Origin of the sequence: Bradyrhizobium sp. SZCCHNR1093 (genome assembly GCF_032381175.1) — a bacterium.
Lineage (GTDB): Bacteria > Pseudomonadota > Alphaproteobacteria > Rhizobiales > Xanthobacteraceae > Bradyrhizobium.
Genome location: NZ_JAUHJJ010000001.1, coordinates 910748 through 933654, shown reverse-complemented (window position 1 = coordinate 933654; position 22907 = coordinate 910748). Strand labels below are relative to the sequence as shown.

Annotated in this window: 22 protein-coding genes; 16 read left to right on the top strand and 6 right to left on the bottom strand. The window is 65.8% G+C overall.

Annotated features, from left to right (window positions below; all coding sequences use genetic code 11):
• Positions 1-147 precede the first annotated feature (147 nt).
• Together xerD and QX070_RS04380 are read right to left on the bottom strand one after the other, a co-directional pair.
• Complete coding sequence (gene xerD / locus QX070_RS04385; protein ID WP_315735196.1) at positions 148-1104, bottom strand: site-specific tyrosine recombinase XerD; 957 nt, start codon at positions 1102-1104, stop codon at positions 148-150.
• Positions 1105-1275: 171 nt separating this feature from the next.
• Positions 1276-1422 carry a histidine kinase gene (locus QX070_RS04380; RefSeq protein WP_315735738.1) on the bottom strand — a complete coding sequence of 49 codons (147 nt, stop codon included), beginning with the start codon at positions 1420-1422 and terminating at the stop codon, positions 1276-1278.
• A gap of 154 nt (positions 1423-1576) precedes the next feature.
• Between QX070_RS04380 and QX070_RS04375 the strand changes: the two genes are divergently transcribed.
• The 3 genes from QX070_RS04375 to QX070_RS04365 all read left to right on the top strand — a co-directional run bounded on the left by QX070_RS04375 (position 1577) and on the right by QX070_RS04365 (position 4765).
• Positions 1577-2242 (top strand): shikimate kinase, encoded by a 666-nt coding sequence (locus QX070_RS04375; protein WP_315735194.1) that lies wholly within the window; start codon positions 1577-1579, stop codon positions 2240-2242.
• A complete protein-coding gene (aroB, locus tag QX070_RS04370; protein ID WP_315735192.1) occupies positions 2239-3387 on the top strand; it encodes a 3-dehydroquinate synthase in 1149 nt (382 codons plus the stop codon). The genes QX070_RS04375 and aroB overlap by 4 nt, the downstream gene beginning before the upstream one ends.
• Before the next feature lie 73 nt (positions 3388-3460).
• Positions 3461-4765: an HlyC/CorC family transporter gene (locus tag QX070_RS04365; RefSeq protein WP_315735190.1), complete on the top strand. Its 1305-nt coding sequence runs from the start codon at positions 3461-3463 to the stop codon at positions 4763-4765.
• A 7-nt stretch (positions 4766-4772) separates the two neighbouring features.
• Here QX070_RS04365 and QX070_RS04360 read toward each other — a convergent pair whose 3' ends face one another.
• Entirely contained in the window at positions 4773-5042 is a 270-nt protein-coding gene (locus QX070_RS04360; protein WP_315735188.1) for a BolA family protein, read from the bottom strand.
• Between the two features lie 110 nt (positions 5043-5152).
• On the opposite strand from QX070_RS04360, the gene QX070_RS04355 reads away from it, so the two are divergent.
• Positions 5153-5797, top strand: coding sequence for a J domain-containing protein (locus QX070_RS04355; RefSeq protein WP_315735186.1), 645 nt, complete (start codon positions 5153-5155; stop codon positions 5795-5797).
• Positions 5798-5840: 43 nt separating this feature from the next.
• Here QX070_RS04355 and QX070_RS04350 read toward each other — a convergent pair whose 3' ends face one another.
• Entirely contained in the window at positions 5841-6929 is a 1089-nt protein-coding gene (locus QX070_RS04350; protein ID WP_315735184.1) for a citrate synthase/methylcitrate synthase, read from the bottom strand.
• An 81-nt stretch (positions 6930-7010) separates the two neighbouring features.
• On the opposite strand from QX070_RS04350, the gene QX070_RS04345 reads away from it, so the two are divergent.
• Positions 7011-8234, top strand: a complete 1224-nt coding sequence (locus tag QX070_RS04345; RefSeq protein WP_315735182.1) for a citrate synthase family protein — start codon at positions 7011-7013, stop codon at positions 8232-8234.
• Between the two features lie 5 nt (positions 8235-8239).
• Here QX070_RS04345 and QX070_RS04340 read toward each other — a convergent pair whose 3' ends face one another.
• Entirely contained in the window at positions 8240-8896 is a 657-nt protein-coding gene (locus QX070_RS04340) for a DedA family protein (protein ID WP_315735180.1), read from the bottom strand.
• Positions 8897-9190: 294 nt separating this feature from the next.
• On the opposite strand from QX070_RS04340, the gene cobS reads away from it, so the two are divergent.
• The 11 genes from cobS (at position 9191) to QX070_RS04285 (ending at position 22333) form a co-directional block, all read left to right on the top strand.
• Positions 9191-10189 carry a cobaltochelatase subunit CobS gene (cobS, locus tag QX070_RS04335; protein ID WP_315735178.1) on the top strand — a complete coding sequence of 333 codons (999 nt, stop codon included), beginning with the start codon at positions 9191-9193 and terminating at the stop codon, positions 10187-10189.
• A 144-nt stretch (positions 10190-10333) separates the two neighbouring features.
• Positions 10334-12235 (top strand): cobaltochelatase subunit CobT, encoded by a 1902-nt coding sequence (cobT, locus tag QX070_RS04330; RefSeq protein ID WP_315735175.1) that lies wholly within the window; start codon positions 10334-10336, stop codon positions 12233-12235.
• Between the two features lie 66 nt (positions 12236-12301).
• Positions 12302-13378: an esterase-like activity of phytase family protein gene (locus QX070_RS04325; RefSeq protein WP_315735173.1), complete on the top strand. Its 1077-nt coding sequence runs from the start codon at positions 12302-12304 to the stop codon at positions 13376-13378.
• A gap of 103 nt (positions 13379-13481) precedes the next feature.
• Positions 13482-14594 carry an NADH:flavin oxidoreductase/NADH oxidase gene (locus QX070_RS04320; RefSeq protein WP_315735171.1) on the top strand — a complete coding sequence of 371 codons (1113 nt, stop codon included), beginning with the start codon at positions 13482-13484 and terminating at the stop codon, positions 14592-14594.
• Positions 14595-14811: 217 nt separating this feature from the next.
• Entirely contained in the window at positions 14812-15912 is a 1101-nt protein-coding gene (locus QX070_RS04315; RefSeq protein WP_315735169.1) for an LLM class flavin-dependent oxidoreductase, read from the top strand.
• Positions 15913-16094: 182 nt separating this feature from the next.
• A complete protein-coding gene (locus QX070_RS04310; protein WP_315735167.1) occupies positions 16095-16520 on the top strand; it encodes a hypothetical protein in 426 nt (141 codons plus the stop codon).
• 323 nt (positions 16521-16843) lie between these two features.
• The gene (locus QX070_RS04305) at positions 16844-18391 is read left to right on the top strand and encodes an ABC transporter substrate-binding protein (protein WP_315735165.1); all 1548 of its coding nucleotides are present in this window, start codon (positions 16844-16846) and stop codon (positions 18389-18391) included.
• An 80-nt stretch (positions 18392-18471) separates the two neighbouring features.
• Positions 18472-19443 (top strand): ABC transporter permease, encoded by a 972-nt coding sequence (locus tag QX070_RS04300; RefSeq protein ID WP_315735163.1) that lies wholly within the window; start codon positions 18472-18474, stop codon positions 19441-19443.
• A complete protein-coding gene (locus QX070_RS04295; RefSeq protein WP_315735161.1) occupies positions 19440-20279 on the top strand; it encodes an ABC transporter permease in 840 nt (279 codons plus the stop codon). Before QX070_RS04300 ends, QX070_RS04295 begins: the two co-directional genes overlap by 4 nt.
• Positions 20280-20283: 4 nt before the next feature.
• A complete protein-coding gene (locus QX070_RS04290) occupies positions 20284-21894 on the top strand; it encodes an ABC transporter ATP-binding protein (RefSeq protein ID WP_315735159.1) in 1611 nt (536 codons plus the stop codon).
• A 250-nt stretch (positions 21895-22144) separates the two neighbouring features.
• Complete coding sequence (locus QX070_RS04285; protein WP_315735157.1) at positions 22145-22333, top strand: hypothetical protein; 189 nt, start codon at positions 22145-22147, stop codon at positions 22331-22333.
• 55 nt (positions 22334-22388) lie between these two features.
• On the opposite strand, the gene rpsU is transcribed toward QX070_RS04285, so the two are convergent.
• Positions 22389-22712, bottom strand: a complete 324-nt coding sequence (rpsU, locus tag QX070_RS04280; protein ID WP_315735155.1) for a 30S ribosomal protein S21 — start codon at positions 22710-22712, stop codon at positions 22389-22391.
• Positions 22713-22907: the final 195 nt, after the last annotated feature.

Sequence of the window (22907 nt, the reverse complement as noted above, 5' to 3'; positions counted from 1 at the left end):
GAGCTTAGGGTACGATCGGTGCCCAGCCTCCCGGCATCGCGCCGGGATCGCGGGCAGGATGGCGCTCTTTCGGGGCAGACGGGCGCGAAGTCAAGCCGGCCGGGCGTCACGCCGGCGGATTTGGTTTCGGGAAGGTGTGAAGCGACGTCAGGTCTCGGCCAGCGGGTGCAGGTCGCGCACCAGGCTCTTGAGCCGTTCCTCGACCACATGGGTGTAGATCTGGGTGGTCGAGATGTCGGTGTGGCCGAGCAGGGTCTGGACGATGCGCAGGTCGGCGCCGTTGTGCAGCAGATGGCTGGCGAAGGCATGGCGCAGCACGTGCGGCGACACCAGCCGGGCTGGCAGGCCGCTCGCCACCGCCAGCTCCTTGAGGTCGCGGGCGAAGTGCTGGCGGGTGAGGTGGCCGCTCTCGCCGAACGAGGGAAACAGCCATTTGCCGAACGTCGCGCTGGCCTTCTTCTCGGGCTTCAACGCATCCAGGGCGGCGAGATAGTCGGCCATCGCCTGGCGCGAGGCCTGGTTCAGCGGCACCAGCCGCTCCTTGTTGCCCTTGCCGCGCACTACGATCATGCGGGCATCGTTGCGGGCGGCCGTCCGCGGCAGCGCCACCAGCTCGGAGACGCGCAAGCCGGTCGCGTAGAGCACCTCGAGCAGGCAATACAGCCGCAGCGCGCGCAGCCGCTGCGCCGGCGAAGCGTCCGTGCCCTCGCTCAGCTCCTTCGCGCGGGTCAGCATCCGGTCGACATCGCCGATCGACAGTACCTTGGGCAGCGGCCGGCCGCGTTTCGGGCCGGACAGGATCGCGGCGGGATCGTCGCTGCGGATGCGCTCGCTCAGCAGGAAGCGAAACAGGTGTCGCATCGCCGACAACCGCCGCGCCACGCTGGAGGACTTGAAGCCCCTGGTGTCGAGATCGGCGAGATAGTCGCGCAATGCCTGGGTGTCGGCCGTGGCGAAGCCGTTGGCCTTGCCGCCGAGAAAGTCGGAGAGATCGGTGAGGTCGCGGCGATAGGCGTCCAGCGTGTTCTGACCGGCACCCTGCTCGGCGGCCATCATGTCGAGGAACAGGCTCATCAGCCTGGCGTCGGAGGCCTTGACCTTCATGTTGTGAAATCCGCTGCGTCCGAGGCGATCGAATCACTACGAGGTATTCGTGCCGGCACGGCGAGCGGTGACTGCAAATCTGGCCGATATCGCGGCGCCCGGCCGCCTCAGACAATCGTAAAATTCTTAATCAATGCCCTGTGGCTTTTCGGTTCGCCGCAGCGGTGCCGATCATCTCTTCTGGAACCTGTCCGGCGGGATCGTCACCGTCATCTCGCGCGGCTTCGGGTTGACGAAATTCGCCAGCGCGTAGATCGCGCCATAGACCACGCCGACGATGATGGCGATGACGGTCAGGAAGCGGAACAGGCTGGGCATGTCGGTCGCGCAGGCCACCAGAAAGGGAACGGTTTCATCCAACATGTTCGCATCGGCCTTGCAAGCCCGTCGGCAGACCGGGCAGCTCGCCTTGGCTCGGGGAGCGGAACAGGATGCCTTTGAAAGCAGCAGGGCCTGGGTTAGAAGCGGAGAAATGACCGAACCGACGCAACCAGCATCTGGACCTGTCGCCCAGGAGGCCGCGATTCTCGCAGGCCTCGGCAAGCGGCTGATCGTGCTGGTCGGCATGATGGGGGTCGGCAAATCGACCGTGGGCCGGCGGCTCGCGGCGCGGCTCCGGCTGCCGTTCGTCGATGCGGATACCGAGATCGAGACCGCAGCCGGCATGACCATACCGGAAATCTTCGAGTCGCGCGGCGAGGACTATTTCCGCAACGGCGAGGCGAGGGTGATCGCCCGCCTGCTCGAAAATGGTCCGGCGGTGCTGGCAACCGGTGGCGGCGCCTTCATGCGCGAGGATACACGGCGGCGCATCCAGGAGAAGGCGGTCTCGGTGTGGCTGAAGGCCGATGCCGACGTGATCATGCGCCGCGTCCGGCGGCGGGCCGACCGCCCGCTGCTGCAGACGGCTGATCCCGAAGGCACGGTCGCGCGGCTCCTGACCGAGCGCGAGCCGGTCTACCAGCTCGCCGACCTCACGATCTTCTCGCGCGACGTGCCGCACGACCGGGTCGTCGAGGACTGCCTGGAGGCGCTGCAGGCGTTCTTCTCTCCACCGGAGACCGCGGCGAGGCCCACCGGACCACAACCCGATCCAGTTCAATCCGATCCTCCGCAGGCGATGGGCGCGCTCCGATGACGGCACCACTGAAGCATTCCGATCCGATGATCGTCGACGTCGCGCTCGGCGAGCGCGCCTATGACATCGTCATCGGCCGTGGCGTGATCGCCTCGCTTGGCCAGCGCATCTCGGCGCTGCGGCCGGGTGTCCGGACGGCCATCGTCACCGACCGCACCGTGGCCGCGCACTGGCTGAAGCCGACCGAGGCGATCCTGGCGGAGGCGGGAATCCCGTCGTCCACGATCGTGGTCGAGGAGGGCGAGGGCTCCAAGACCTATGCCGGCCTCGAGAAGGTCAGCGAGGCACTGATCGCCGCCAAGATCGAGCGCAACGACCTCGTCGTCGCGCTCGGCGGCGGCGTGGTCGGCGATCTCGCCGGCTTCGCGGCCGCCATCCTGCGCCGCGGGGTCGACTTCGTGCAGGTCCCGACCTCGCTGCTGGCGCAGGTCGATTCCTCCGTCGGCGGCAAGACCGGCATCAACTCGCCGCAGGGCAAGAACCTGCTCGGCGCCTTCCACCAGCCGGTGCTGGTGATCGCCGACACCGCGGTGCTCGACACGTTGTCGCCGCGCCAGTTCCGCGCCGGCTATGCCGAGGTCGCCAAATACGGCCTGCTCGGCGATGCCAGCTTCTTCGCCTGGCTGGAAGCCAACCACGCCGACGTCGTCAAGGGCGGTGCGGCGCGCGAGCACGCGGTTGCAACCTCCTGCCGCGCCAAGGCGGCGATCGTCGCCCGCGACGAGCGCGAGACCGGTGATCGGGCGCTGCTCAATCTCGGCCACACCTTCGGCCATGCGCTGGAGGCCGTGACCGGCTTCTCCGACCGGCTGTTCCATGGCGAGGGCGTCGCGGTCGGCATGGTGCTGGCGGCGCAGTTCTCGGCCGAGCTCGGCATGCTGCCGCCCGACGACGTCACACGCATCGAGCGTCACCTTGCCGCGGTCGGTCTGCCGACCCATCTGCAGGATATCGCCGGCTTCGCCCAGGAGGGGATCGGCGACGCCGACCGGCTTTTGGCCTTGATGGCGCAGGACAAGAAGGTCAAGCGGGGCAAGCTCACCTTCATCCTGATGGAAGCCATCGGCCGCGCCGTCATCGCGAAGGACGTCGATCCGGCGCGCGTTCGCGACTTCCTGCAGGCCAAATTGCGCAGCAGAAGCTGATCCCGGGCTTTACGCCGTGTTGAGCAGTGCCAACGGATCATCGGCGGCCTCCCTACAGAGCGACATCGGCGTCATGGACTGGATCACACTCTCCGTCGTCATCATCCTCCTCGCCGCCTCTGCCTTCTTTGCGCTGAGCGAGACCGCGCTGACCGGTGCCTCCCGCGCCTCGATGCTGCGGCTGTCGAAGCAGGGCAATCGCGACGCCGACGTGGTGTCGAGCCTGTTCGACATGCGCGAGCGGCTGATCGGCGCGCTGCTGCTCGGCAACAACATCGCCAATATCGCCGCTTCCGCATTGGCGACCGGCATCTTCACCGCCTGGTTCGGCGAGGTCGGCGTGCTCTATGCGACCGGCGTGATGACCGCGCTGGTGGTGATCTTCGCCGAGGTGCTGCCGAAGACGATCGCGATCAATGCGCCCGATCGCGTCTCGCTCACGGTTGCCAGACCGATGCGGGCCGCCGTGATCGTGCTCGGTCCCGTGCTGGCCGTGATCGAAGCGATCGTGCGTGGGCTGATGCGGCTGATCGGCTTCAAGGTCGGGGCCAATCAGCCGATCCTGTCGCCGACCGAACGCCTGCGCGGCGCCGTCGATCTCCTACATCATGAAGGCAAGGTCGAGAAGCAGGACCGCGACATGCTCGGCGGCCTGCTCGACTTGCGCGAATTGCAGGTGTCCGACGTGATGGTCCATCGCACCGAGATGGTGATGGTGAATGCGGACCTGCCGCAGGAGGAACTGGTGCGCGAGGTGCTCGCCACCGAGTATACCCGCATCCCGCTATGGCGCGGGACGCCGGAGAACATCATCGGCGTGCTGCATGCGAAGGACCTGCTGCGTGCGATCCGCGCCGCCGAGGGCGATGTGTCGCACATCGACGTCGCCTCGCTGGCGCTGCCGCCTTGGTTCGTGCCGGAGATGCGTTCGGTGTCGGAACAGCTGAAAGCGTTCCGCCGCCGCAAGACGCATTTCGCGCTCGTGGTCGACGAGTATGGCGAGGTCGAAGGCATCGTCACGCTCGAGGACATCCTGGAAGAAATCGTCGGCGACATCTCCGACGAGCAGGACGTGCAGGTCGCCGGCGTGCGCGTGCAGCCAGACGGATCCGTCGTCGTCGACGGTTCGGTGCCGATCCGTGATCTCAATCGCGCGATGGACTGGACGCTGCCGGACGAGGAGGCGACCACTGTCGCAGGTCTCGTGATTCACGAGGCGCGCTCGATCCCCGAGCGCGGCCAGAGCTTCACGTTCTACGGCTTCCGCTTTCGCGTGCTGCGCCGGGAGCGCAATCGCATCACCGCGCTGCGCATCGTACCGGTGCCCCGCGGCGAAACCGAGGAGACGCGGCCGCGCCGTGCGGGCACGGCGTTCTAATTGGGGATCAAACCTCGCCCGGCGCCTTCGCATGCAGCGCGAGCGCGTGCACCGAGCCGGCAAGTTCCGCTGCCAATGCGGCGTTGATCAGGCGGTGGCGATCGACACGGCTCTTGCCGGCGAAGGCCTGCGACACAATATACACGCGGAAATGGGTCTCACCGCTCGGCTGATGGCCCATATGGCCTTCGTGCAGATGTGATTCGTCCTGAACATCGAGGCTTTCCGGCGAGAAAGCTTCGCGCAACTTTTCGATGATAGCATCTCGGGTCCGCATGGTCTCTGGAAATACGCATCAAATTATTTTTCGTCAATCGGCGGTCCCCGCCAGAGGTATTCGCAATGTCAAGACTTGAAGCTTTCGGCGTTGCGTAGTCAAAGTCCGCCATGCCGATCGATTCAAACAAATTCTTCGACTCCATCCGCATCAAGCCCAAGAAGCAGGCTGCGCGGCAGCCGGTGGTGCGCGAGGAGGCCCAGCCCTGTCAGTGGCCGGACTGCAAGAACAAGGGCTCGCACCGCGCGCCCAAGGGACGCGAGAACGTGCGCGAGTATTGGCACTTTTGCCTCGACCACGTGCGCGAGTACAACCAGTCCTATAATTTCTTCTCGGGGATGAACGCCGAGGCGGTCGCGCGCTATCAGAAGGATGCGCTGACCGGACATCGCCCGACCTGGAAGATGGGTGCCAACACGTCGGCCAAGCGCGGCACCGGCAGCGCCGAGGGCGATCTCGGCGATGCCGCCGATCCGTTCAGCGTCTTCGCCGAGATCAACGGCCGCGGCAGCTGGCGTCCGGATCCCCAGTCGGCCCCCAAGGCCGAGACGCGCAAGGTCTTCAACGCCGAGCGCAAGGCGCTGCAGGTGATGGGCCTCGGTCCCGATGCGACGCTCGAAGACGTCAAGGTCAAGTACAAGGCGCTGGTGAAGCAGCACCATCCCGACGCCAATGGCGGCGACCGCTCCACCGAGGATCGCCTGATCGAGATCATCAAGGCCTACAACTATCTGAAGACGGTGGTGAAGGGCTGATGCGCGACAGCGCGCGAGGCTGCCGCGCGTCGCGCTCGACGGTTCAGGGCTTCGGCCCGATATAGGCCGAGCTGGGCCGGATCAGCCGCCCCGTCCGCTGCTGCTCGCGGGCATGCGCCGTCCAGCCTGCCGCACGCGCCACCGCGAAGATCGGCGTGAACGCCTGCCGCGGAATCTTCAGTGCATCGAGCAGGATGGCGGTGAAGAACTCCACATTGGTGTCGAGCACGCGCTCCGGATTCTTCTGCCGCAGCGCTTGGCGGATGTAAGCCTCTACCTCGCTCGCAAACGGCAGATCAGCCCCGCTGCCCGCCAGCCGCTCGATCGCGCCCTTGAGCACGTCGGCGCGCGGATCGCGCACGCGATAGATCCGATGCCCGAACCCCATCAGCCGCTCTCCGCGGCCTAGCGCCGCGTCGACCCACGGCTTGATGTTGTCGCGCGTCCCGATCGCATTGAGCATCTCCAGCACCGGCTCCGGCGCTCCGCCATGCAGCGGGCCGGTGAGCGCGCAATAGCCGGCGGTCACCGACGCGAACAGGTCGGCCTGGGTCGAGGCCACGACCCGCGCGGCGAATGTCGAGGCGTTCATGCCGTGATCGCTGACGGTGACGAGATAGGTGTCCAAGGCCGCCACCTCCCCGCTCTCGGGCCTATCGCCACGCACCATCCGTAACGTATCGGCGGCGTGGCTGGCATCAGGGTCGGGGGCAATCGGCTGCGCTCCCTGCGCGCGCTGGACCAAGGCGCCGGCGATCACCGGGCAGGCGCCGACGATCGTGGCTTCGTCGTCGAGCCCGGGTTCGTGGCGCAGCGCCGCGACCGCGGCGCGGAAGCCGTCGATGATCGACAGGCCGGAGGTCGCGGCGAGCAGCTCGGGCAGCCGGGCAAAGGCACGCTCGCGGGCACGACCAAGGCTGGCGCGGACCTCGGCCTCGCCGACGGTGCGCTTCGTGGCCGCGCTCCATAGCCGGGCCGTCACGCCCTCGAAGCCGTTGGCAGCGGCGAGATCGGCCACACGGGCGCCGGCGATGATGAGCTCTCCCTGCTGGCCGTCGACGTGGCTGAGCACGGTCTCGGCGGCGGCGATGCCGTCGAGGCCGATCGGGGTCTTGCCGAGGTGGATGGTCATGGCGGGTCTCCTTCACGAGTGGTCACGCCGGCAAGATCCGCCCAGTCGACAACTTGATCAATCTTGATTAAGCTGATCAATATGAAAAAAGACAGCGGACTTTACCTATCTGCCCGTGAAGCTTCGGCCGAGCTCGCGATCTCGCCGGCCACCCTCTACGCCTATGTCAGCCGCGGCCTGGTCCGCTCCGAGCCGTCGCCGAACTCGCGCAGCAGCCGCTATCGCGCCGAGGACATCCGCGCCCTGAAGGAGCGTCGTGCGCCGGCCCCTGAGCCGCGCGCTTTCCGCAGCTTCGATGCGGATCTCCCCGTGTTCGATTCCGCTGTGTCGACGATCACCGAAGCCGGTCCGATCTATCGCGGCGTCAATTGCGTCGACCTGGCCGAGCGCGACACGCTGGAGCATGCCGCGACACTGTTGTGGGACGTGACCGCGCTCGATCCGTTTGCGCCAGACAACCTTCCGGCCGCGTCGGAGGAGATGAGTCTCATCGCCGATGCCGCGCGGCGCGCGGCGCCGATCGACCGCGCCATCGCGGTGCTGGCGCTGGCGACACATGCTGATCCCGCGGCCTTCAACCGCGCACCCGACGGTCGGGCGCTGGTCGGCGCCCGCATCGTTCGGCTTGTGGTCGCAACCATGCTGAACCAGCCCGCGTCAGCCGATCCGCTCCATGTTCAGGTCGCGCGGAGCTGGGCGCCCGGACACGAACATGCGCCGGACCTGATCCGCCGCACCTTGGTGCTGCTTGCCGATCATGAGCTGAACGCGTCGACCTTCACCGTCCGCTGTGCGGCGTCGACGGGCCTCAGCCTCTACGATGCCGTCATCGCGGGTCTTGTGGCGCTCAAAGGGCCGCAGCACGGCGGTGCCGGCGTGCTGGCGTCGCAACTGGTGAAGGCACTCATCGATCGCGATGTCGCGCCGCTGATCCGCGAGCGGGTGGCGCTGGGCGAGCGCTTCGCCGGGTTCGGGCATGGCGTCTACAAGCGCGGTGATCCGCGCGCGATCTCGCTGCTGGAGGCGCTGACGCGGGCCGGCGCGCCGCGCAAATTCACCCGCGAGGTGCCGGAGCGGATCGCAGAGGCGACCGGCGAGTTCGTTAACATCGACTACGCGCTTGCGGTGCTGGTGCATAGTCTGCGTCTGCCCGCCGGCAGCGAGCTGGCGCTGTTCGCGATGGCCCGCTGCGTCGGCTGGATCGCCCACGCCTGCGAGCAGCTGCAGCATGGCCGCCTGATCCGCCCGCGCGCCCGCTATATCGGACCCGCACCCGGCCGCGGCGCCATGTTGGATTCGCTGTAGCCGTTCTAATCCGCGGCGCCGGCCGCCAGCTGCGTCTCGCGCCGCTTCCGCGTCAATCTGAGGACCAGCCAGACCACGATCGTTCCGGCGATCGCCGCGATGATCCAGGTGGATTTGGCGATATGGCTATGATGCGGAATGCCGCCATAGCGGTGCAACAGCTGCACGGCGAATACTCCGGGCAGGACATGGGCGCAGGCCCACAGCACGATGGCAGGGATGTTCACGGCGTAGAAGCGCGGCGGAGGGATGTCGAGCGCGCCGGCCGTGATCGGCACGACGGCGCGGATCGGCGCGACAAAGCGGGCGAAGAAGATCGCCAGGGTGCCGAAACGGTGGAAGAAGGCCTCGCTCTGCGCCACCAGGCGCGGATAGTTCGAGAACGGCCAACTCGTCAGGATCTCGCGCTGCCTGCGATGGCCGACCCAGAACGCCCCGCCGTCCCCCAGCACCGCGCCCAGGATGGCCGCCGCCAGCACCCATTGCAGGGTCAGCTCGCCGCCCGGAATCAACGCGCTCAGCGCCAGGATGATGGTCGTGCCTGGAACCACCGAGCCCATGATCGGGATCGCCTCCAGCAGGGCGGCCAGAAACAGGGTGAGATAGGCCAGTCCCGCATGCGCTGAGACGAAGGCAATGAGGGGATCGAACAGATGGGCCACGCGGTTCCTGTTGGTGGAGAGGGTGGGCGGGAGCTCCTCGATAAGTAGGAACCCCGGCTCCGGGTGCCACGTCGAGATCCTGGGAAGAGCCGGTGGGCGAAAAGGTGGCACGATTCGCAGGGCAGCCTTTCGAAAACGGCCACTCATGCCTATCTCGATGATATAACGACGGAACTTTGATCAAGGCTTAGGCTTCTGCCCGCGCGTGCTCTCTGCTAGGCTGGCGTTGAAGCCCTTCAACCGCAGCCAAACATGAAATCTGGTTTCGGGAATGCCCGGGACCTCGGAGGATGAATGACGACCGCCGCTACGACCAATGCGCAGGAGATGACCGGTGTGCCCGACATGAAGGTGTCGGTGCGGCAGGTGTTTGGGATCGACAGCGACCTTGAGGTGCCGGCTTTTTCCGCAAGCGACCCGCATGTCCCCGAGGTCGACGCCGACTACCGCTTCGACCGCGCCACGACGCTGGCGATCCTGGCCGGCTTCGCCAAGAATCGCCGTGTGATGGTGACCGGATACCATGGCACCGGCAAGTCGACCCATATCGAGCAGGTCGCGGCGCGACTCAACTGGCCGTGCGTGCGCGTCAACCTCGACAGCCACATCAGCCGTATCGACCTCGTCGGCAAGGACGCGATCGTGGTCAGAGACGGCAAGCAGGTCACCGAGTTTCGGGATGGTATCCTGCCCTGGGCGCTGCAGCACAACGTCGCGCTGGTGTTCGACGAATATGATGCCGGCCGTCCGGACGTGATGTTCGTGATCCAGCGCGTGCTTGAAGTGTCGGGCCGGCTGACCCTGCTCGACCAGAACAAGGTGATCAAGCCGCACCCGGCGTTCCGTCTGTTCGCGACCGCCAACACCATCGGGCTCGGCGACACTTCGGGCCTCTATCACGGCACCCAGCAGATCAACCAGGGCCAGATGGACCGCTGGTCGATCGTCACCACGCTCAACTACCTCGCCCATGACGAGGAGGTCGAGATCGTGCTGGCCAAGGCCAAGCACTATCAGAACGCACAGGGCCGCGACACCGTCAACAAGATGGTGCGGCTCGCCGACCTCACGCGCAACGCCTTCGCCAATGGCGATCTGTCGACGGTGATGAGCCCGCGCACGGTGATCACCTGGGCCGAGAACTCCGAGATCTTCGGCGACATCGGCTTCGCCTTCCGTGTGACGTTCCTCAACAAGTGCGACGAGCTCGAGCGTCCGCTGGTCGCGGAATTCTATCAGCGCTGCTTCAATGCGGAGCTGCCGGAATCCTCCATCAACGTGGCGCTGAGCTGACACACCGGCGTCGTCCTGGCCTCGGGCCGGGACCCATACGCCGCGGCCTCTCTCGTCGGGTGATGCGGGAGAGCGAGTGCGAACAAACGAACGCCGGTGGTTATCGGGCCTGGCGTTCGCCGGGACGATAGCCGCAGGAATCAGATGACCACACCGAGCAACAAGCCCCGTCCTGGCGTCAAGGAAGCACCAACCGAACCTTTCAAGAGGTCGGTCACGGGGTGCCTGCGCGCGATCGCCAGGGCGCCCGAGCTCGAAGTCTCCTTCGCGGCCGAGCGTCCCGGCCTTGCGCCGGGCAAGGCCCGGCTGCCGGAGCCGGCGCGCAAGATGACCAAGCGCGACGCCGCCGTGGTGCGCGGCCATGCCGACTCGATCGCGCTGAAGCTCGCCTGTCATGATCCGAAAATCCATCGCAAGCTGATCCCGGGCAATCCGCAGGCGCGCGGCGTGTTCGAGGCGGTCGAGCAGGCCCGCGTCGAGGCGATCGGTGCAAAACGCATGGCCGGCGTCGCCAGGAATCTCACGGCGATGCTCGACGATCACTTCCATCGCGGCAAATATGACGAGATCACCGACCGCGCCGACGCGCCGCTGTCGGATGCGCTGGCCATGATGGTGCGCGAGCGCCTCACCGGCATGGCGCCGCCGAATGCGGCGCGCAAGGTGGTCGATCTCTGGCGTCCGTTCCTGGAGGACAGGATCGGCCAGCGTCTCGATGAGCTCGGCCGCTTCACCGAGGATCAGGCCAAGTTCGGCGACCTCGTCCACGATCTCTTGTCGGCGCTCGATCTCGGCGATGAGCGCAACGCCGATTCGGAAGAGGACGAGGACAACGACGACAACCGCGACGGCGACAATGAGCAGTCCGGCGCCGAGGGCTCGCCCGAATCCGACGCTGCGCAGGAGATGAGCGCAGACCAGGCGCAGACGACGTCGGACGAGATGTCGGAGAGCGCCATGGAGGCGGCACAGGCCTCGGCGTCCGACACGCTCGATGACGGCGAACTCGGCGACGACGAGACGCCGGGTGAGGCGACGCGTCCGAACCGAGGCGGTGCGAACGAGCCGCGCGGCCCCGAATATCACGCCTTCGCGCCGAAGTTCGACGAGATCATCGCGGCGGAGGACCTGTGCGACCACGACGAGCTGGAGCGCCTGCGCTCCTATCTCGACAAGCAGCTTGCGCACCTGCAAGGCATCGTGGCGCGGCTCGCCAACCGGCTGCAGCGCCGGCTGATGGCGCAGCAGAACCGCGCCTGGGAGTTCGATCTCGAGGAAGGCGTCCTCGATCCGGCGCGGCTGTCGCGCGTGGTCATCGATCCCTATCAGCCGCTGTCGTTCATGCGCGAGAAGGAGGCGACCTTCCGCGATACGGTCGTCACGCTGCTGCTCGACAATTCCGGCTCGATGCGCGGACGCCCGATCACGGTGGCCGCGACCTGCGCCGACATTCTCGCCCGCACGCTCGAGCGCTGCGGCGTCAAGGTCGAGATCCTCGGCTTCACGACGCGGGCCTGGAAGGGCGGGCAGTCGCGCGAGGCGTGGCTCGCCGCCGGCAAGCCGGCCAATCCCGGCCGCCTCAACGATCTCCGCCACATCATCTACAAGTCGGCCGATGCGCCGTGGCGGCGGGCGCGCAAGAATCTCGGCCTGATGATGCGCGAGGGGCTGCTGAAGGAGAACATCGACGGCGAGGCGCTCGACTGGGCGCACAAGCGCCTGCTCGGGCGTACCGAGCAGCGCAAGATCCTGATGATGATCTCGGACGGTGCGCCGGTCGATGACTCCACGCTGTCGGTCAATCCGGGCAACTATCTGGAGCGGCATCTGCGCCACATCATCGAGGAGATCGAGACTCGCTCGCCGGTCGAGCTGATCGCGATCGGCATCGGCCACGACGTCACGCGCTACTACCGTCGTGCGGTGACCATCGTCGATGCCGAGGAGCTCGGTGGCGCCATCACCGAGAAGCTCGCCGAATTGTTCACGGAGACCCACGCTGCGCCGCAGCCTGCGCCGGGGCAAAAGCGCAGGCTGCATTCGTAAGCGGCCGTCGGCCGGCTGCGTCCCTCCTCCGCTTCGGAGGAGGTGGGGGAGGGGGCTCCGCTGACGATGTCGCTGCAGGCGATTGCCGACCGCAGGCGCTTTCTCGCGCTGACCATCGGCGGAGTGTCGGCATTCGCATGGTCCACGACGGCTCGTGCGCAACTCGCTCCGACGCCTGTCCGCAGACGCGCAGCTTCCGACGAGCACTCCGTCACGTCGCCGGCGAAGATCGAGGTCAATGCGCGACCGCTGCCTGCGTTCGACCTCCGCGATAGGACCCATCTGCGCTTCGGGATGCTGCAGTATCGCAGCGGCGTGGCGCTGACCTCGTCCTATCCCGGCTTCGGCGGCCTGTCTGGCATCCGGCTCGATGCCAAGGGTGAACGCTTCCTCGCGGTCAGCGACAAGGGCGGTTGGTTCACCGGCCGCATTGCTTATTCCGGCCGCGAAATCGCGGGGCTCGCCGATGTCGAAGCGGCGCCGCTGCTCGGTCCGGACGGACGGCCCATCACCGATCGCGGCTGGTATGATTCCGAGTCGCTCGCTCGCGATGGCGACATCGTCTATGTCGGCCTCGAGCGCGTCAACCAGCTCTTGCGCTACGATTTCGCCAAGGGCGGAACCGGCGCGCGCGGCGAGATCGTGCCGCTGCCGCCGGCCGCCAAGCGGCTACCCCACAACAAGGGACTGGAAGCGTTGGTAGTCGTGCCGAAGGGCCTGCCGCTCGCCGGCGCCCTGATCGCGCTCTCCGAGCGCGGTCTGGACCCGAACGGCAATCTGCTCGCCTTCCTGATCGGCGGACCCGCGGCGGGACAGTTCAGCATCGTCCGCAGCAACGAGTTCGACGTCAGCGATGCCGTGCTGCTGCCGTCGGGCGATCTGCTGGTGCTCGAACGCAAGTTCTCGCTGTTCAACGGGGTCGGCATTCGAATCCGCCGGCTGATGCTTGCGCAGATCGCGCCGGGCGCGCTGGTCGATGGTCCGGCGATCTTCTCCGCCGATCTCGGGCAGGAGATCGACAATCTCGAGGGCATCGATGCGCATGTCACGCCGGAGGGCGAGACCGTGCTGACGCTGGTGTCCGACGACAATTTCTCGATGATCCAGCGCACGCTGCTGCTGCAGTTCACGCTGGTGGAGTGAGCCGCGGCGCCGCTGCGGCGCCTCGCGTTGACCGCGCCTCGTCCATGATCGACACTCGCCGCCATCAGATCATCGCGTCCACCGTCGCAACCTGGAACTCAGCATGAGCGCCCTGTTTTCTCCGATCAAGCTGCGCCACCTCGAACTCGCCAACCGCATCATGGTGTCGCCGATGTGCCAGTACTCGGCCGAGAATGGTGCGGCCAATGACTGGCACTTCACCCACATCAACACGCTGGCGCTGTCGGGCGCGGCGATGTTCTGCATCGAGGCGACGCATGTCGAGCCGATCGGGCGCATCACCCCCGGCTGCCTCGGGCTGTGGGACGATACGACGGAAGCTGCGCTGAAGCCCATCCTGACCTCGGTTCGCAAACATGCGAAGGCTGCGGTCGCGATGCAGCTCGCTCATGCCGGACGCAAGGGCTCCAGCCACAAGCCGTGGGATGGCGGACAGCAGATTCCGCTCGCGGACGGCGGATGGCAGACGGTCGCGCCCTCGGCCCTGCCGCACAAGGATGGCGAGCTCGCGCCGCAGGAGCTCGATGCAGCCGGACTGAAGCGGGTGTGCGATGCGTTCGTTTCCGCAGCCCAACGAGCCGCGCGCCTCGGCATCGACGCGATCGAGCTCCACGGCGCGCATGGCTATCTGCTGCATCAGTTTCTGTCGCCGATCGCCAACCAGCGCAGCGACGCCTATGGCGGCTCGCTCGAAAACCGCATGCGGTTTCCGCTCGACGTGTTCGATGCGGTGCGGGCGGTATTTCCGGCGGACAGACCGGTCGGCGTGCGCGTCTCGGCGACCGATTGGGTCGACGGCGGCTGGGATCTCGATCAGACCATCACGTTTGCGCAAGAGCTGAAGCGCCGCGGCGCCGATTGGATCGACGTCTCCTCGGGCGGCGTGTCGCCGTTGCAGAAGATCACGCTCGGACCCGGCTATCAGGTGCCGTTCGCCGCGGCCGTGAAACAGGCGACGGCGCTTCCCACCATTGCGGTCGGTCTCATCACGCAGGCGCAGCAAGCCGAGGAGATCGTGGCCTCGGGCAAGACCGACATGGTCGCGCTGGCCCGCGGCATGCTCTATGACCCGCGCTGGGGCTGGCACGCCGCAGCGGAGCTCGGCGGACAAGTCGCCGCACCTCCGCAATACTGGCGCTCGCAGCCGTCGACGCAGAAGGAGCTGTTCGGCAGGACGACGTTCGGCGCACGCTGACGTGCAATTGATGACCGCAATGTTGCGCATCAGCGTTGCAAAATTCTGCGGTCATCATTCCGCCCGCGACACGGCTGACGATTGTCGCTGTCGGACGAAGTGCTAGACTTCGCAGACCACGTGCGGCGATGCCGACTCGTCTGGTCGTGTTTCGTCTCGCGTGAAGATGAGCGCATCGCAAAGATGCGCCGCAATATAAACGCGAGAGGAAAGCGCCATGGAAATCGGATATTTCACGATGCCCTCGCATCCGCCGGAGTGCGGATTGAAGGAGGGGCAGGAGTGGGACCTGCAGGTCCTGCGGTGGCTCGACGAACTCGGCTATCAGGAAGCCTGGATCGGCGAGCATCACACCGCGCCGTGGGAGCCGCATCCGGCGCCCGACCTGATTCTGGCGCAGGCCTTCCGCGAAACCAAGAACATCCGGCTCGGGCCCGGCGGCTTCCTGCTGCCCTATCATCACCCGGCCGAGCTCGCCAATCGCGTCGCGATGCTCGATCACCTCTCCGACGGCCGCCTCAATTTCGGCATTGCCGCATCCGGCCTGCCGAGCGACTGGGCGATGTTCAACGTCGACGGCATGAGCGGCCAGAACCGCGAGATGACGCGCGAGGCGCTGGAGATCATCCTGAAGATGTGGTCCGAGGACGCGCCATGGACGTACAAGGGCAAGTACTGGACGGTGACCAAGCCCGATGTGATGTTCGACTTCCTCAAGCCACACATCAAGCCGATCCAGACGCCGCATCCGCCGATCGGCGTCGCCGGCCTGTCGAAGAACTCCGACACGCTGAAGCTCGCCGGTGAGCGCGGCTTCATCCCGATGAGCCTCAACCTCAACCCCGCCTATGTGTCGTCGCACTGGGACTCGGTCGAGGCCGGCGCCGCCAAGTCCGGTCGCAAGCCCAGCCGCAGCGATTGGCGGCTGGTGCGCGAGGTGTTCGTCGCCGATACGGACGAGGAAGCCTGGCGCTTGTCCTCCGGCGACATGATGGGACGGATGATGGGCGAATACTTCCTGCCCCTGCTCGGTCATTTCGGCTTCAAGGACTATCTGAAGCACTCACCCGATGTGCCCGATTCCGACGTGACGGTGGATTATTGCGCCAAGCGCAACTGGATCGTCGGCTCGCCGGCCACGGTGACCGAGAAGATCGAGAAGATCTGGCATGAGGTCGGCGGCTTCGGCACGCTGTGCGTGTTCGGCTTCGACTACAAGCACAGGCCGGAAGCCTGGCACAACTCGCTGCGCCTCTTGAAGCAGGAGGTCATGCCGAGGTTGAGCCACCTCAATGCCGACCTGACCAGGGCCGCCTAGTATATTGACGTCAGCATTCGCCCTCCCTTTCGGGCAGTGCTGGCGTCAAAAGAAGTGTAGCTAAAATCTTCGCGCGAGTGCAGCTTCAGATTTGACGTTTGGGTGACGGTCTTGCCGTTAGGACGGTCCAGGCGTCGAATCCGTTGCATGCGCGTGGCGGGTCTGACATTTGGGGGCGAGTCATGCGGTTTCGCGTCAGGAAGTTTGCCCATATCCTCGAACGCTCGGGTTTGGCTCTGGCGGGGGCCGCCTGCGGCGTCTTCGTCGGGGCCCATGTCGGCTCCAGCGTTCCGTTGCTGACCACGCAGGGCTTCCTGATCGTGATGATGCTATCTGGGGCACTGGGCTTCTATCTCGGCATCGACACGCCGCAACTCCCTTTTCATCCGCATGACGAGGACTCACCTGCGGAGACGAAGATCGATACGGCCGAATTCCTGAGCGCCGTCGGGACCTTTCTTGCGACCCTGACGGCGTTCTTCGCCGTCGCCATCATCATCCTGCGCGAAGATCCGCACATCGTCTGGACGTCGCTGATCATGGTCGGCTGGATCATTGGCGTGATCATGCAGATCGTTTCCGGCGCGATCGCGCGTCTGCGGCGCTGATTATCCCTGTTCAATTTTTGGGCTAACGCTGTCGCGAGTTTCATCTTGCGGCCGCGATCGCGATCGTGTGAGCCTTTGCATCAAGGGGCTCGACCTGTGAGCCGCGTCGTCCGGGGGCGCATTGCGCGACTGACACAGGTCCTGGCGACGTTTCCAAAGCGTTGCCCGCGGTCGTATTGGAGCCCGTTCTACGGCGCTGCGCGCGGACGATCCAACAGTCCATGCGCCCAGAGCAGGCATCACATCAGAAGCCGCATGGCGATATCGCGCACCTTGGCGCGCTTGATGCATCGCGGCCCGCAATGACATTTGGGAAGTTCATCATGTTGAAACGGGTGCTGCTGGGTGTAGTCATTGGCTGCGGACTGTCCGCGGCGCAAGCGGAGGAGCCGAAGGTCGGCGGCGTGGTCAACGCGGTGATTCAGCCCGAGCCGCCCGGCCTGATGCTCGCGATGGTCCAGAACGGCCCGACGCAGATGGTCGCCGGCAACATCTTCGAAGGCCTGCTGCGCTACAGCCCCAAGCTCGAACCGCTGCCCGGCCTCGCCGAGAGCTGGACCATCAGCCCGGATGCCAAGGTCTACACTTTCAAGCTGAAGCCCGGCGTGACCTGGCACGACGGCAAGCCGTTCACCTCGGCCGACGTGCTGTTCTCGATCGAGATGCTGAAGCAGACGCATGCGCGCGCCCGCAACAACCTCGTGATGGTCGAGAAAGTCGAGGCGCCGGATGATCTCACGGTGGTGTTCACGCTGAAGGAGCCGTTCGGTCCCTTCATCGGCATCTTCGAGGTCGGCTCGATGCCGATGGTGCCGAAGCACCTGTATGAGGGCACCGACTACAAGACCAATCCGAACAACAACGCGCCTGTCGGCACCGGCCCCTTCATGTTCAAGGAATGGCAGAAGGGCTCCTTCATCCGGATGGTGAAAAATCCGAACTACCATGAGAAGGGCAAGCCCTATCTCGACGAGGTCTACTGGCAGATCATTCCCGACGCTGCCGCGCGCGCGGTCGCCTTCGAGACCGGCAAGGTGGACGTGCTGCCGGGCGGCTCGATCGAGAATTTCGACGTGCCGCGCGTCTCCAAGCTGCCCGGCGCCTGCGTCACCGGCGCCGGCTGGGAGTTCTTCTCGCCGCTGGCCTGGATGTGGCTCAACAACCGCAATCCGATCCTGGCCAACAAGAAGGTGCGTCAGGCGATCATGTACGCCATCGACCGCGACTTCGCCAAGGACGTGATCTGGAACGGCCTCGGCAAGGTGGCCACCGGCCCGTCGGCGTCGACCATCAAGTTCTACAGCGACGACGTGCCGAAATATCCGTATGACCCGGCCAAGGCGAAGGCGCTGCTCAAGGAGGCCGGCTACAAGGGCGAGAAGATCCGCATGCTGCCGCTGGCCTATGGCGAGACCTGGCAGCGCTGGGGCGAGGCGGTGAAGCAGAACCTGCAGGATGTCGGCATGAACATCGAGACGATCGCGACTGACGTCCCGGGCGGCAACCAGAAGATCATGGAGTGGGACTACGACATCGCCTTCACTTATCTCTATCAGTACGGCGATCCCGCGCTCGGCGTCTCCCGCAACTACATCACCTCGGCGATCGCCAAGGGCCAGCTGTTCAACAACGTCGAGGGCTACTCCAACTCGGAGGTCGACAAGCTGTTTGCAGAGGGCGCCACGGCGCCGACCGACGCCAAGCGCAAGGAGGCCTATGACAAGGTGCAGAAGATATTGGCTGAGGACGTACCCGTTGCCTGGCTGCTCGAGCTGCAGTTCCCGACCATCACCAAGTGCAAGGTGAAGAACCTCATCACCACTGGCATCGGCGTCAACGACGGCTTTCGCGATGCCTGGCTCGACAAATAGCGGTGCACTCCGGGGCGCGGCCATGATCCCCGCGCTCCGGTGTTTCGCTGTCTTGCCGAGCTGACCTCCACGGACCTTTCATGCTCTCCTTCATCGCCCAGCGCGTCGTGAAAGGCGTCATCGTCCTTCTCGCCATCATCGTGCTGAATTTCTTCCTGATCCGGCTGGCGCCGGGCGATCCGGCCGTCGTCATGGCCGGCGAAGCCGGCGCCTCCGACCAGATTTTCGTGGCGCAGTTGCGCGAAAAATTCGGCCTCGACCGTCCGCTGCCGGAACAGCTTCTCATCTACGTCAAGGGCATTGCCAGCCTCGATCTCGGCTTCTCGTTTCGCCAGCAGGCGCCGGTCGCCAGGCTGATCGCCGAGCGGCTGCCGGCGACGCTGCTGCTGACGCTCACCGCGTTCGCGATCTCGCTCGGTCTCGGCATCCTGTTCGGCGCCCTCGCCGCGCGCTTCGCCGGCACGATCCTCGATACTGCAATTACTGTGCTCGCGCTGATCTTCTACGCGACGCCGCTGTTCTGGATCGCCCTGATCGCGATCCTGCTGTTCTCGGTCTGGGTCGATTGGTTGCCGAGCTTCGGCTATGAAACGGTCGGTGCCGGCTATACGGGAGTCCGCCATGCGCTCGACGTCGCCGCGCATCTCGCCATGCCGGCTGCCACGCTCGGCCTGTTCTTCATGGCGACCTACACTCGCATGACCCGCGCCTCGATGCTCGAGGTCAAGCGCCTCGACTTCGTCAAGACCGCGCGCGCGAAGGGGTTGCGCGATGGCGTCATCCTGCGCCGCCACGTGCTGCGCAACGCGCTGCTGCCGGTGGTGACCCTCGCCGGCGTTCACGCCGGCACCCTGGTTGGCGGCGCGGTGCTGACCGAGACGGTCTTCGCCTGGCCGGGCATCGGCCGGCTGATGTACGACGCGCTGATCCAGCGCGACTACAACCTGCTGCTCGGCGTGTTCGTGGTCTCCTCCGCCATGGTGCTGATCTTCAATCTCGTCACCGACCTCGTCTACCGACTGGTCGATCCGCGCATCGAGTACGCCTCATGAGGCAGTTCTGGCGCACCATGCTGCGCAGCCCGAGCGGCATCATCGGGCTGATCATTCTCGTTCTGGCGATCGTGATCGCGGTGGCCGGGCCGGTCTACTTCCCCAATTCACCATGGCGCATGGTGCAGCGGCCGTTCGTCCCGCCGTTCATGCTGTCGAAGGTCCCGCTCGGCACCGATGCGCTGGGACGCGACGTGCTCGCCGGCCTGATCTTCGGCGCCCGCGTCTCGTTGCTGGTCGGTCTCGTCTCGACACTCGTTGCGCTGATCGTCGGCGTGCCGCTCGGCGCCATCGCCGGCTATTTCGGCGGCCGCGTCGATGATGCGCTGATGCGCTTCACCGAGTTCTTCCAGACCATCCCGAGCTTCGCGCTCGCCATCGTGCTGGTCGCGATCCTGCAGCCGTCGATCTATTCGATCGTCGCCGCCATCGGCCTCGTCAGCTGGCCGCCGGTGGCGCGGCTGGTGCGTGGCGAGGTGCTGTCCTTGCGTACCCGCGAATATGTCCAGGCGGCCATCGTCACCGGACAGAGCAATGCCTGGATCATCTGGCGCGAGATCCTGCCCAACGCGCTGTCGCCGGTGATCGTGCTGGCCTCGCTGATGGTCGCGACCGCGATCCTCCTGGAATCCTCGCTGTCGTTCCTCGGCCTCGGCGATCCCAACCTGATCTCCTGGGGCTACATGGTCGGCGCCGGTCGCACCGTCATTCGTCAGGCGTGGTGGATCACGGTGTTTCCTGGCGTCGCGATCCTGCTGTCGGTGCTCGGCCTCAATCTGATCGGCGAGGGGCTGAACGATGCGCTCAACCCGCGCCTGTCGCGCGAGGGCAGGTGAGAAGATGGCCGATCCCGTCGTTGCCATCAGGAACCTCCGCATCGCCTTGCCGACGGGCGCAGAGCGCGCCCATGCGGTCGACGGCGTCTCGTTCGATCTCACCGCCGGCAAAATCGTCTGCGTGGTCGGCGAATCCGGCTCGGGCAAGTCGATGTGCGCGCATGCGCTGCTCGGCCTGCTGCCGGATACTGTCAGAGTCGAGAGCGGCGAGATCCGCTTCGAGGGACGCGACCTGCTTGCCGTCGATGCCGAAGGCTGGCGCGATCTGCGCGGCCGCCGCATCGCTATGGTGTTCCAGGAGCCGATGACCGCGCTCAATCCGCTAATGCGGATCGGCGAGCAACTGATGGAGGTGTTCGAAGCGCATGATCTGCTGAGCCCCCGGGAGCGCCGCGCCAAGGCGCTGGCGCTGGCGCGTGAGGTCGGGCTGCCAGATCCGGAGCGCATCATCCGCGCCTATCCGCATCAGCTCTCCGGCGGCCAGCGCCAGCGGGCGATGATCGCGATGGCACTCGCGCTCGAGCCGGCCGTGCTCGTCGCGGACGAGCCGACCACCGCGCTCGACGTCACGACCCAGGCGCAGATCCTCAAGCTGATCCGCAACCTGCAGGCCAGCCACAACATGGCGGTGATGTTCATCACCCATGATTTCGGCGTCGTCGCCGATATCGCCGACCAGGTCGTGGTGCTGCGCCATGGTAAGGTGGTGGAGGAGGGCACGGCCGCCGCCGTGCTCGGCCAGCCGCATCACGACTACACCAAGGCGCTGCTCGCGGCCGTGCCGTCGTTCGACCCGCCACCGCGTCAATCACGCGAGGCTGCTCCTCGGGCGGTGGAGGTGATCGGGCTCGACAAGACCTATGTGACGCCGACTGGCTGGTTCCGTCCGAAGCGTGAGACGCGCGCTGCGCATGCGGTCAATTTCGCAATCCATCAGGGCGAGACGCTCGGACTCGTCGGCGAGTCCGGCTCAGGAAAGTCGTCCGTTGCGCGTCTGGTGATGCGGCTGATCGAGGCCGATCGCGGCACGGTGCGGATCGGCGATGTCGATCTCACGGCGCTGGACGGCCGCGCATTGCGCGCGCAGCGTCATCGCATCCAGATGATTTTCCAGGATCCGTTCGCCTCGCTCAACCCGCGCCGCAAGGTCGGCCGCATCATCGCCGACGGCATGGTCGCCCGCGGCACCGCGCTCGACGCAGCGCTGAAACGCGCGCAGGAATTGCTCGGCATGGTCGGGCTCGACGCCGGCGCCATCGGCCGCTACCCGCATGAATTCTCCGGCGGCCAGCGTCAGCGCATCGGCATTGCGCGCGCGCTCGCGCTCGATCCGGAGATCATCGTCGCGGATGAAGCGGTGTCGGCGCTCGACGTGTCCGTCCAGGCGCAGGTGCTGCGGCTGCTGGAAGATTTGAAGGCGCGCCTTGGTCTGTCGATGCTGTTCATCACGCATGACCTGCGGGTGGCCGCGCAGATCTGCGATCGGATCGCTGTCATGCAGAAGGGCGAGATCGTCGAGCTGAAGCCGACCGCGGCGCTGTTCGCTAATCCCGAACACGCCTATACGCGCGAGTTGCTCGCTGCCGTGCCCGGCCGCAAGCACGGGATGGCGTGATTGTGCGTAAGCCGTCGGCCGGTCGGAACGATGGAGCACCGGGTCGGGTTCAATTCCTTGCAACATCTTCGGCGTATTTGGATTATAATAGAAAGGGCCCCGATGAGGCCGCAGGGTGGTCGTCCAAGCCGGTCCGCGCCAAGACAGCGGGCTCCGCCTACCCGAGGCCGTCATTGAACCGTGCCCATGCTATGCCAAGTCTCGACAGGATGTCGCAGCGGCGTTCACCATTCCAACGAGGACTGTCATCATGTCGGAGCGCAAGCCAACGGCCGCCGTGCGCGAGGCTCACAAGGCCTTCAAGCCGGCCGAGCCGCCGAGGAGCGACTATGAAAAGGCTCAGACCGCGTTCGATCAGAACCGCGAGCGACTGAAGGCCGAGCGCTTGGCGCGCGAAGCGGCCGACAACGCCGGTAAACAACCGAAAAAGCTGGCGTGAACGCCAGCCTCTTCCCGTCGGGTCCGTCGTTTTCGGCGGACATGCCGTCGTTCGCTCAGCTGCGCGGCGTTGCAGAGGTGAGTGGATCCCGCGGCCGATCACGATCGGGGCGCGTCGAGGTCGTGGAGGGCAGCATGCCCGGCCGCGACGCAGGTACCTTCTTGACCGGCGCAGGCAGCAAGCCTTCGCGGATGGCCAGCTTGCGCGCGACTTTGCGTTGGCGCCTGATCGCATCGGATTTCTCGCGCGTCTTGCGTTCCGATGGCTTCTCGTAGGATCTGCGGCGCTTCATCTCGCGGAATACGCCTTCGCGCTGCATCTTCCGCTTCAGGATGCGCAACGCCTTCTCGACGTCGTTGTCACGAACAAGAACCTGCAAAAGTGTCCTCCTTGTCTTCATCTCTATCGATGAAATTAGGTTGGCGAAGCCGATCAGCGCTGCGGCGGGGGAGCGGCGCGCTCAGCGGAGCGGCGTCAATGAAACGTGTTGCTCACAATGTGATGAGCACAATACGTGCGAGACACGATGATCCCCTTCGTCGGAAGGCGGGAGCACGAGTGTCTCTCAGCCATC

Excerpts from the sequence above, each read along its gene's own strand:
- cobT (WP_315735175.1), top strand. The coding sequence starts at position 10,334 with ATGACCACACCGAGCAACAAGCCCCGTCCTGGCGTCAAGGAAGCACCA.
- QX070_RS04375 (WP_315735194.1), top strand. The coding sequence starts at position 1,577 with ATGACCGAACCGACGCAACCAGCATCTGGACCTGTCGCCCAGGAGGCC.
- QX070_RS04320 (WP_315735171.1), top strand. The coding sequence starts at position 13,482 with ATGAGCGCCCTGTTTTCTCCGATCAAGCTGCGCCACCTCGAACTCGCC.
- QX070_RS04325 (WP_315735173.1), top strand. The coding sequence starts at position 12,302 with ATGTCGCTGCAGGCGATTGCCGACCGCAGGCGCTTTCTCGCGCTGACC.
- QX070_RS04285 (WP_315735157.1), top strand. The coding sequence starts at position 22,145 with ATGTCGGAGCGCAAGCCAACGGCCGCCGTGCGCGAGGCTCACAAGGCC.
- QX070_RS04345 (WP_315735182.1), top strand. The coding sequence starts at position 7,011 with ATGAAAAAAGACAGCGGACTTTACCTATCTGCCCGTGAAGCTTCGGCC.
- QX070_RS04380 (WP_315735738.1), bottom strand. The coding sequence starts at position 1,422 with ATGCCCAGCCTGTTCCGCTTCCTGACCGTCATCGCCATCATCGTCGGC.
- QX070_RS04355 (WP_315735186.1), top strand. The coding sequence starts at position 5,153 with ATGCCGATCGATTCAAACAAATTCTTCGACTCCATCCGCATCAAGCCC.
- aroB (WP_315735192.1), top strand. The coding sequence starts at position 2,239 with ATGACGGCACCACTGAAGCATTCCGATCCGATGATCGTCGACGTCGCG.
- QX070_RS04290 (WP_315735159.1), top strand. The coding sequence starts at position 20,284 with ATGGCCGATCCCGTCGTTGCCATCAGGAACCTCCGCATCGCCTTGCCG.
- QX070_RS04300 (WP_315735163.1), top strand. The coding sequence starts at position 18,472 with ATGCTCTCCTTCATCGCCCAGCGCGTCGTGAAAGGCGTCATCGTCCTT.
- QX070_RS04305 (WP_315735165.1), top strand. The coding sequence starts at position 16,844 with ATGTTGAAACGGGTGCTGCTGGGTGTAGTCATTGGCTGCGGACTGTCC.
- cobS (WP_315735178.1), top strand. The coding sequence starts at position 9,191 with ATGACGACCGCCGCTACGACCAATGCGCAGGAGATGACCGGTGTGCCC.
- QX070_RS04310 (WP_315735167.1), top strand. The coding sequence starts at position 16,095 with ATGCGGTTTCGCGTCAGGAAGTTTGCCCATATCCTCGAACGCTCGGGT.
- xerD (WP_315735196.1), bottom strand. The coding sequence starts at position 1,104 with ATGAAGGTCAAGGCCTCCGACGCCAGGCTGATGAGCCTGTTCCTCGAC.
- QX070_RS04350 (WP_315735184.1), bottom strand. The coding sequence starts at position 6,929 with ATGACCATCCACCTCGGCAAGACCCCGATCGGCCTCGACGGCATCGCC.
- QX070_RS04360 (WP_315735188.1), bottom strand. The coding sequence starts at position 5,042 with ATGCGGACCCGAGATGCTATCATCGAAAAGTTGCGCGAAGCTTTCTCG.
- QX070_RS04315 (WP_315735169.1), top strand. The coding sequence starts at position 14,812 with ATGGAAATCGGATATTTCACGATGCCCTCGCATCCGCCGGAGTGCGGA.
- QX070_RS04365 (WP_315735190.1), top strand. The coding sequence starts at position 3,461 with ATGGACTGGATCACACTCTCCGTCGTCATCATCCTCCTCGCCGCCTCT.
- QX070_RS04295 (WP_315735161.1), top strand. The coding sequence starts at position 19,440 with ATGAGGCAGTTCTGGCGCACCATGCTGCGCAGCCCGAGCGGCATCATC.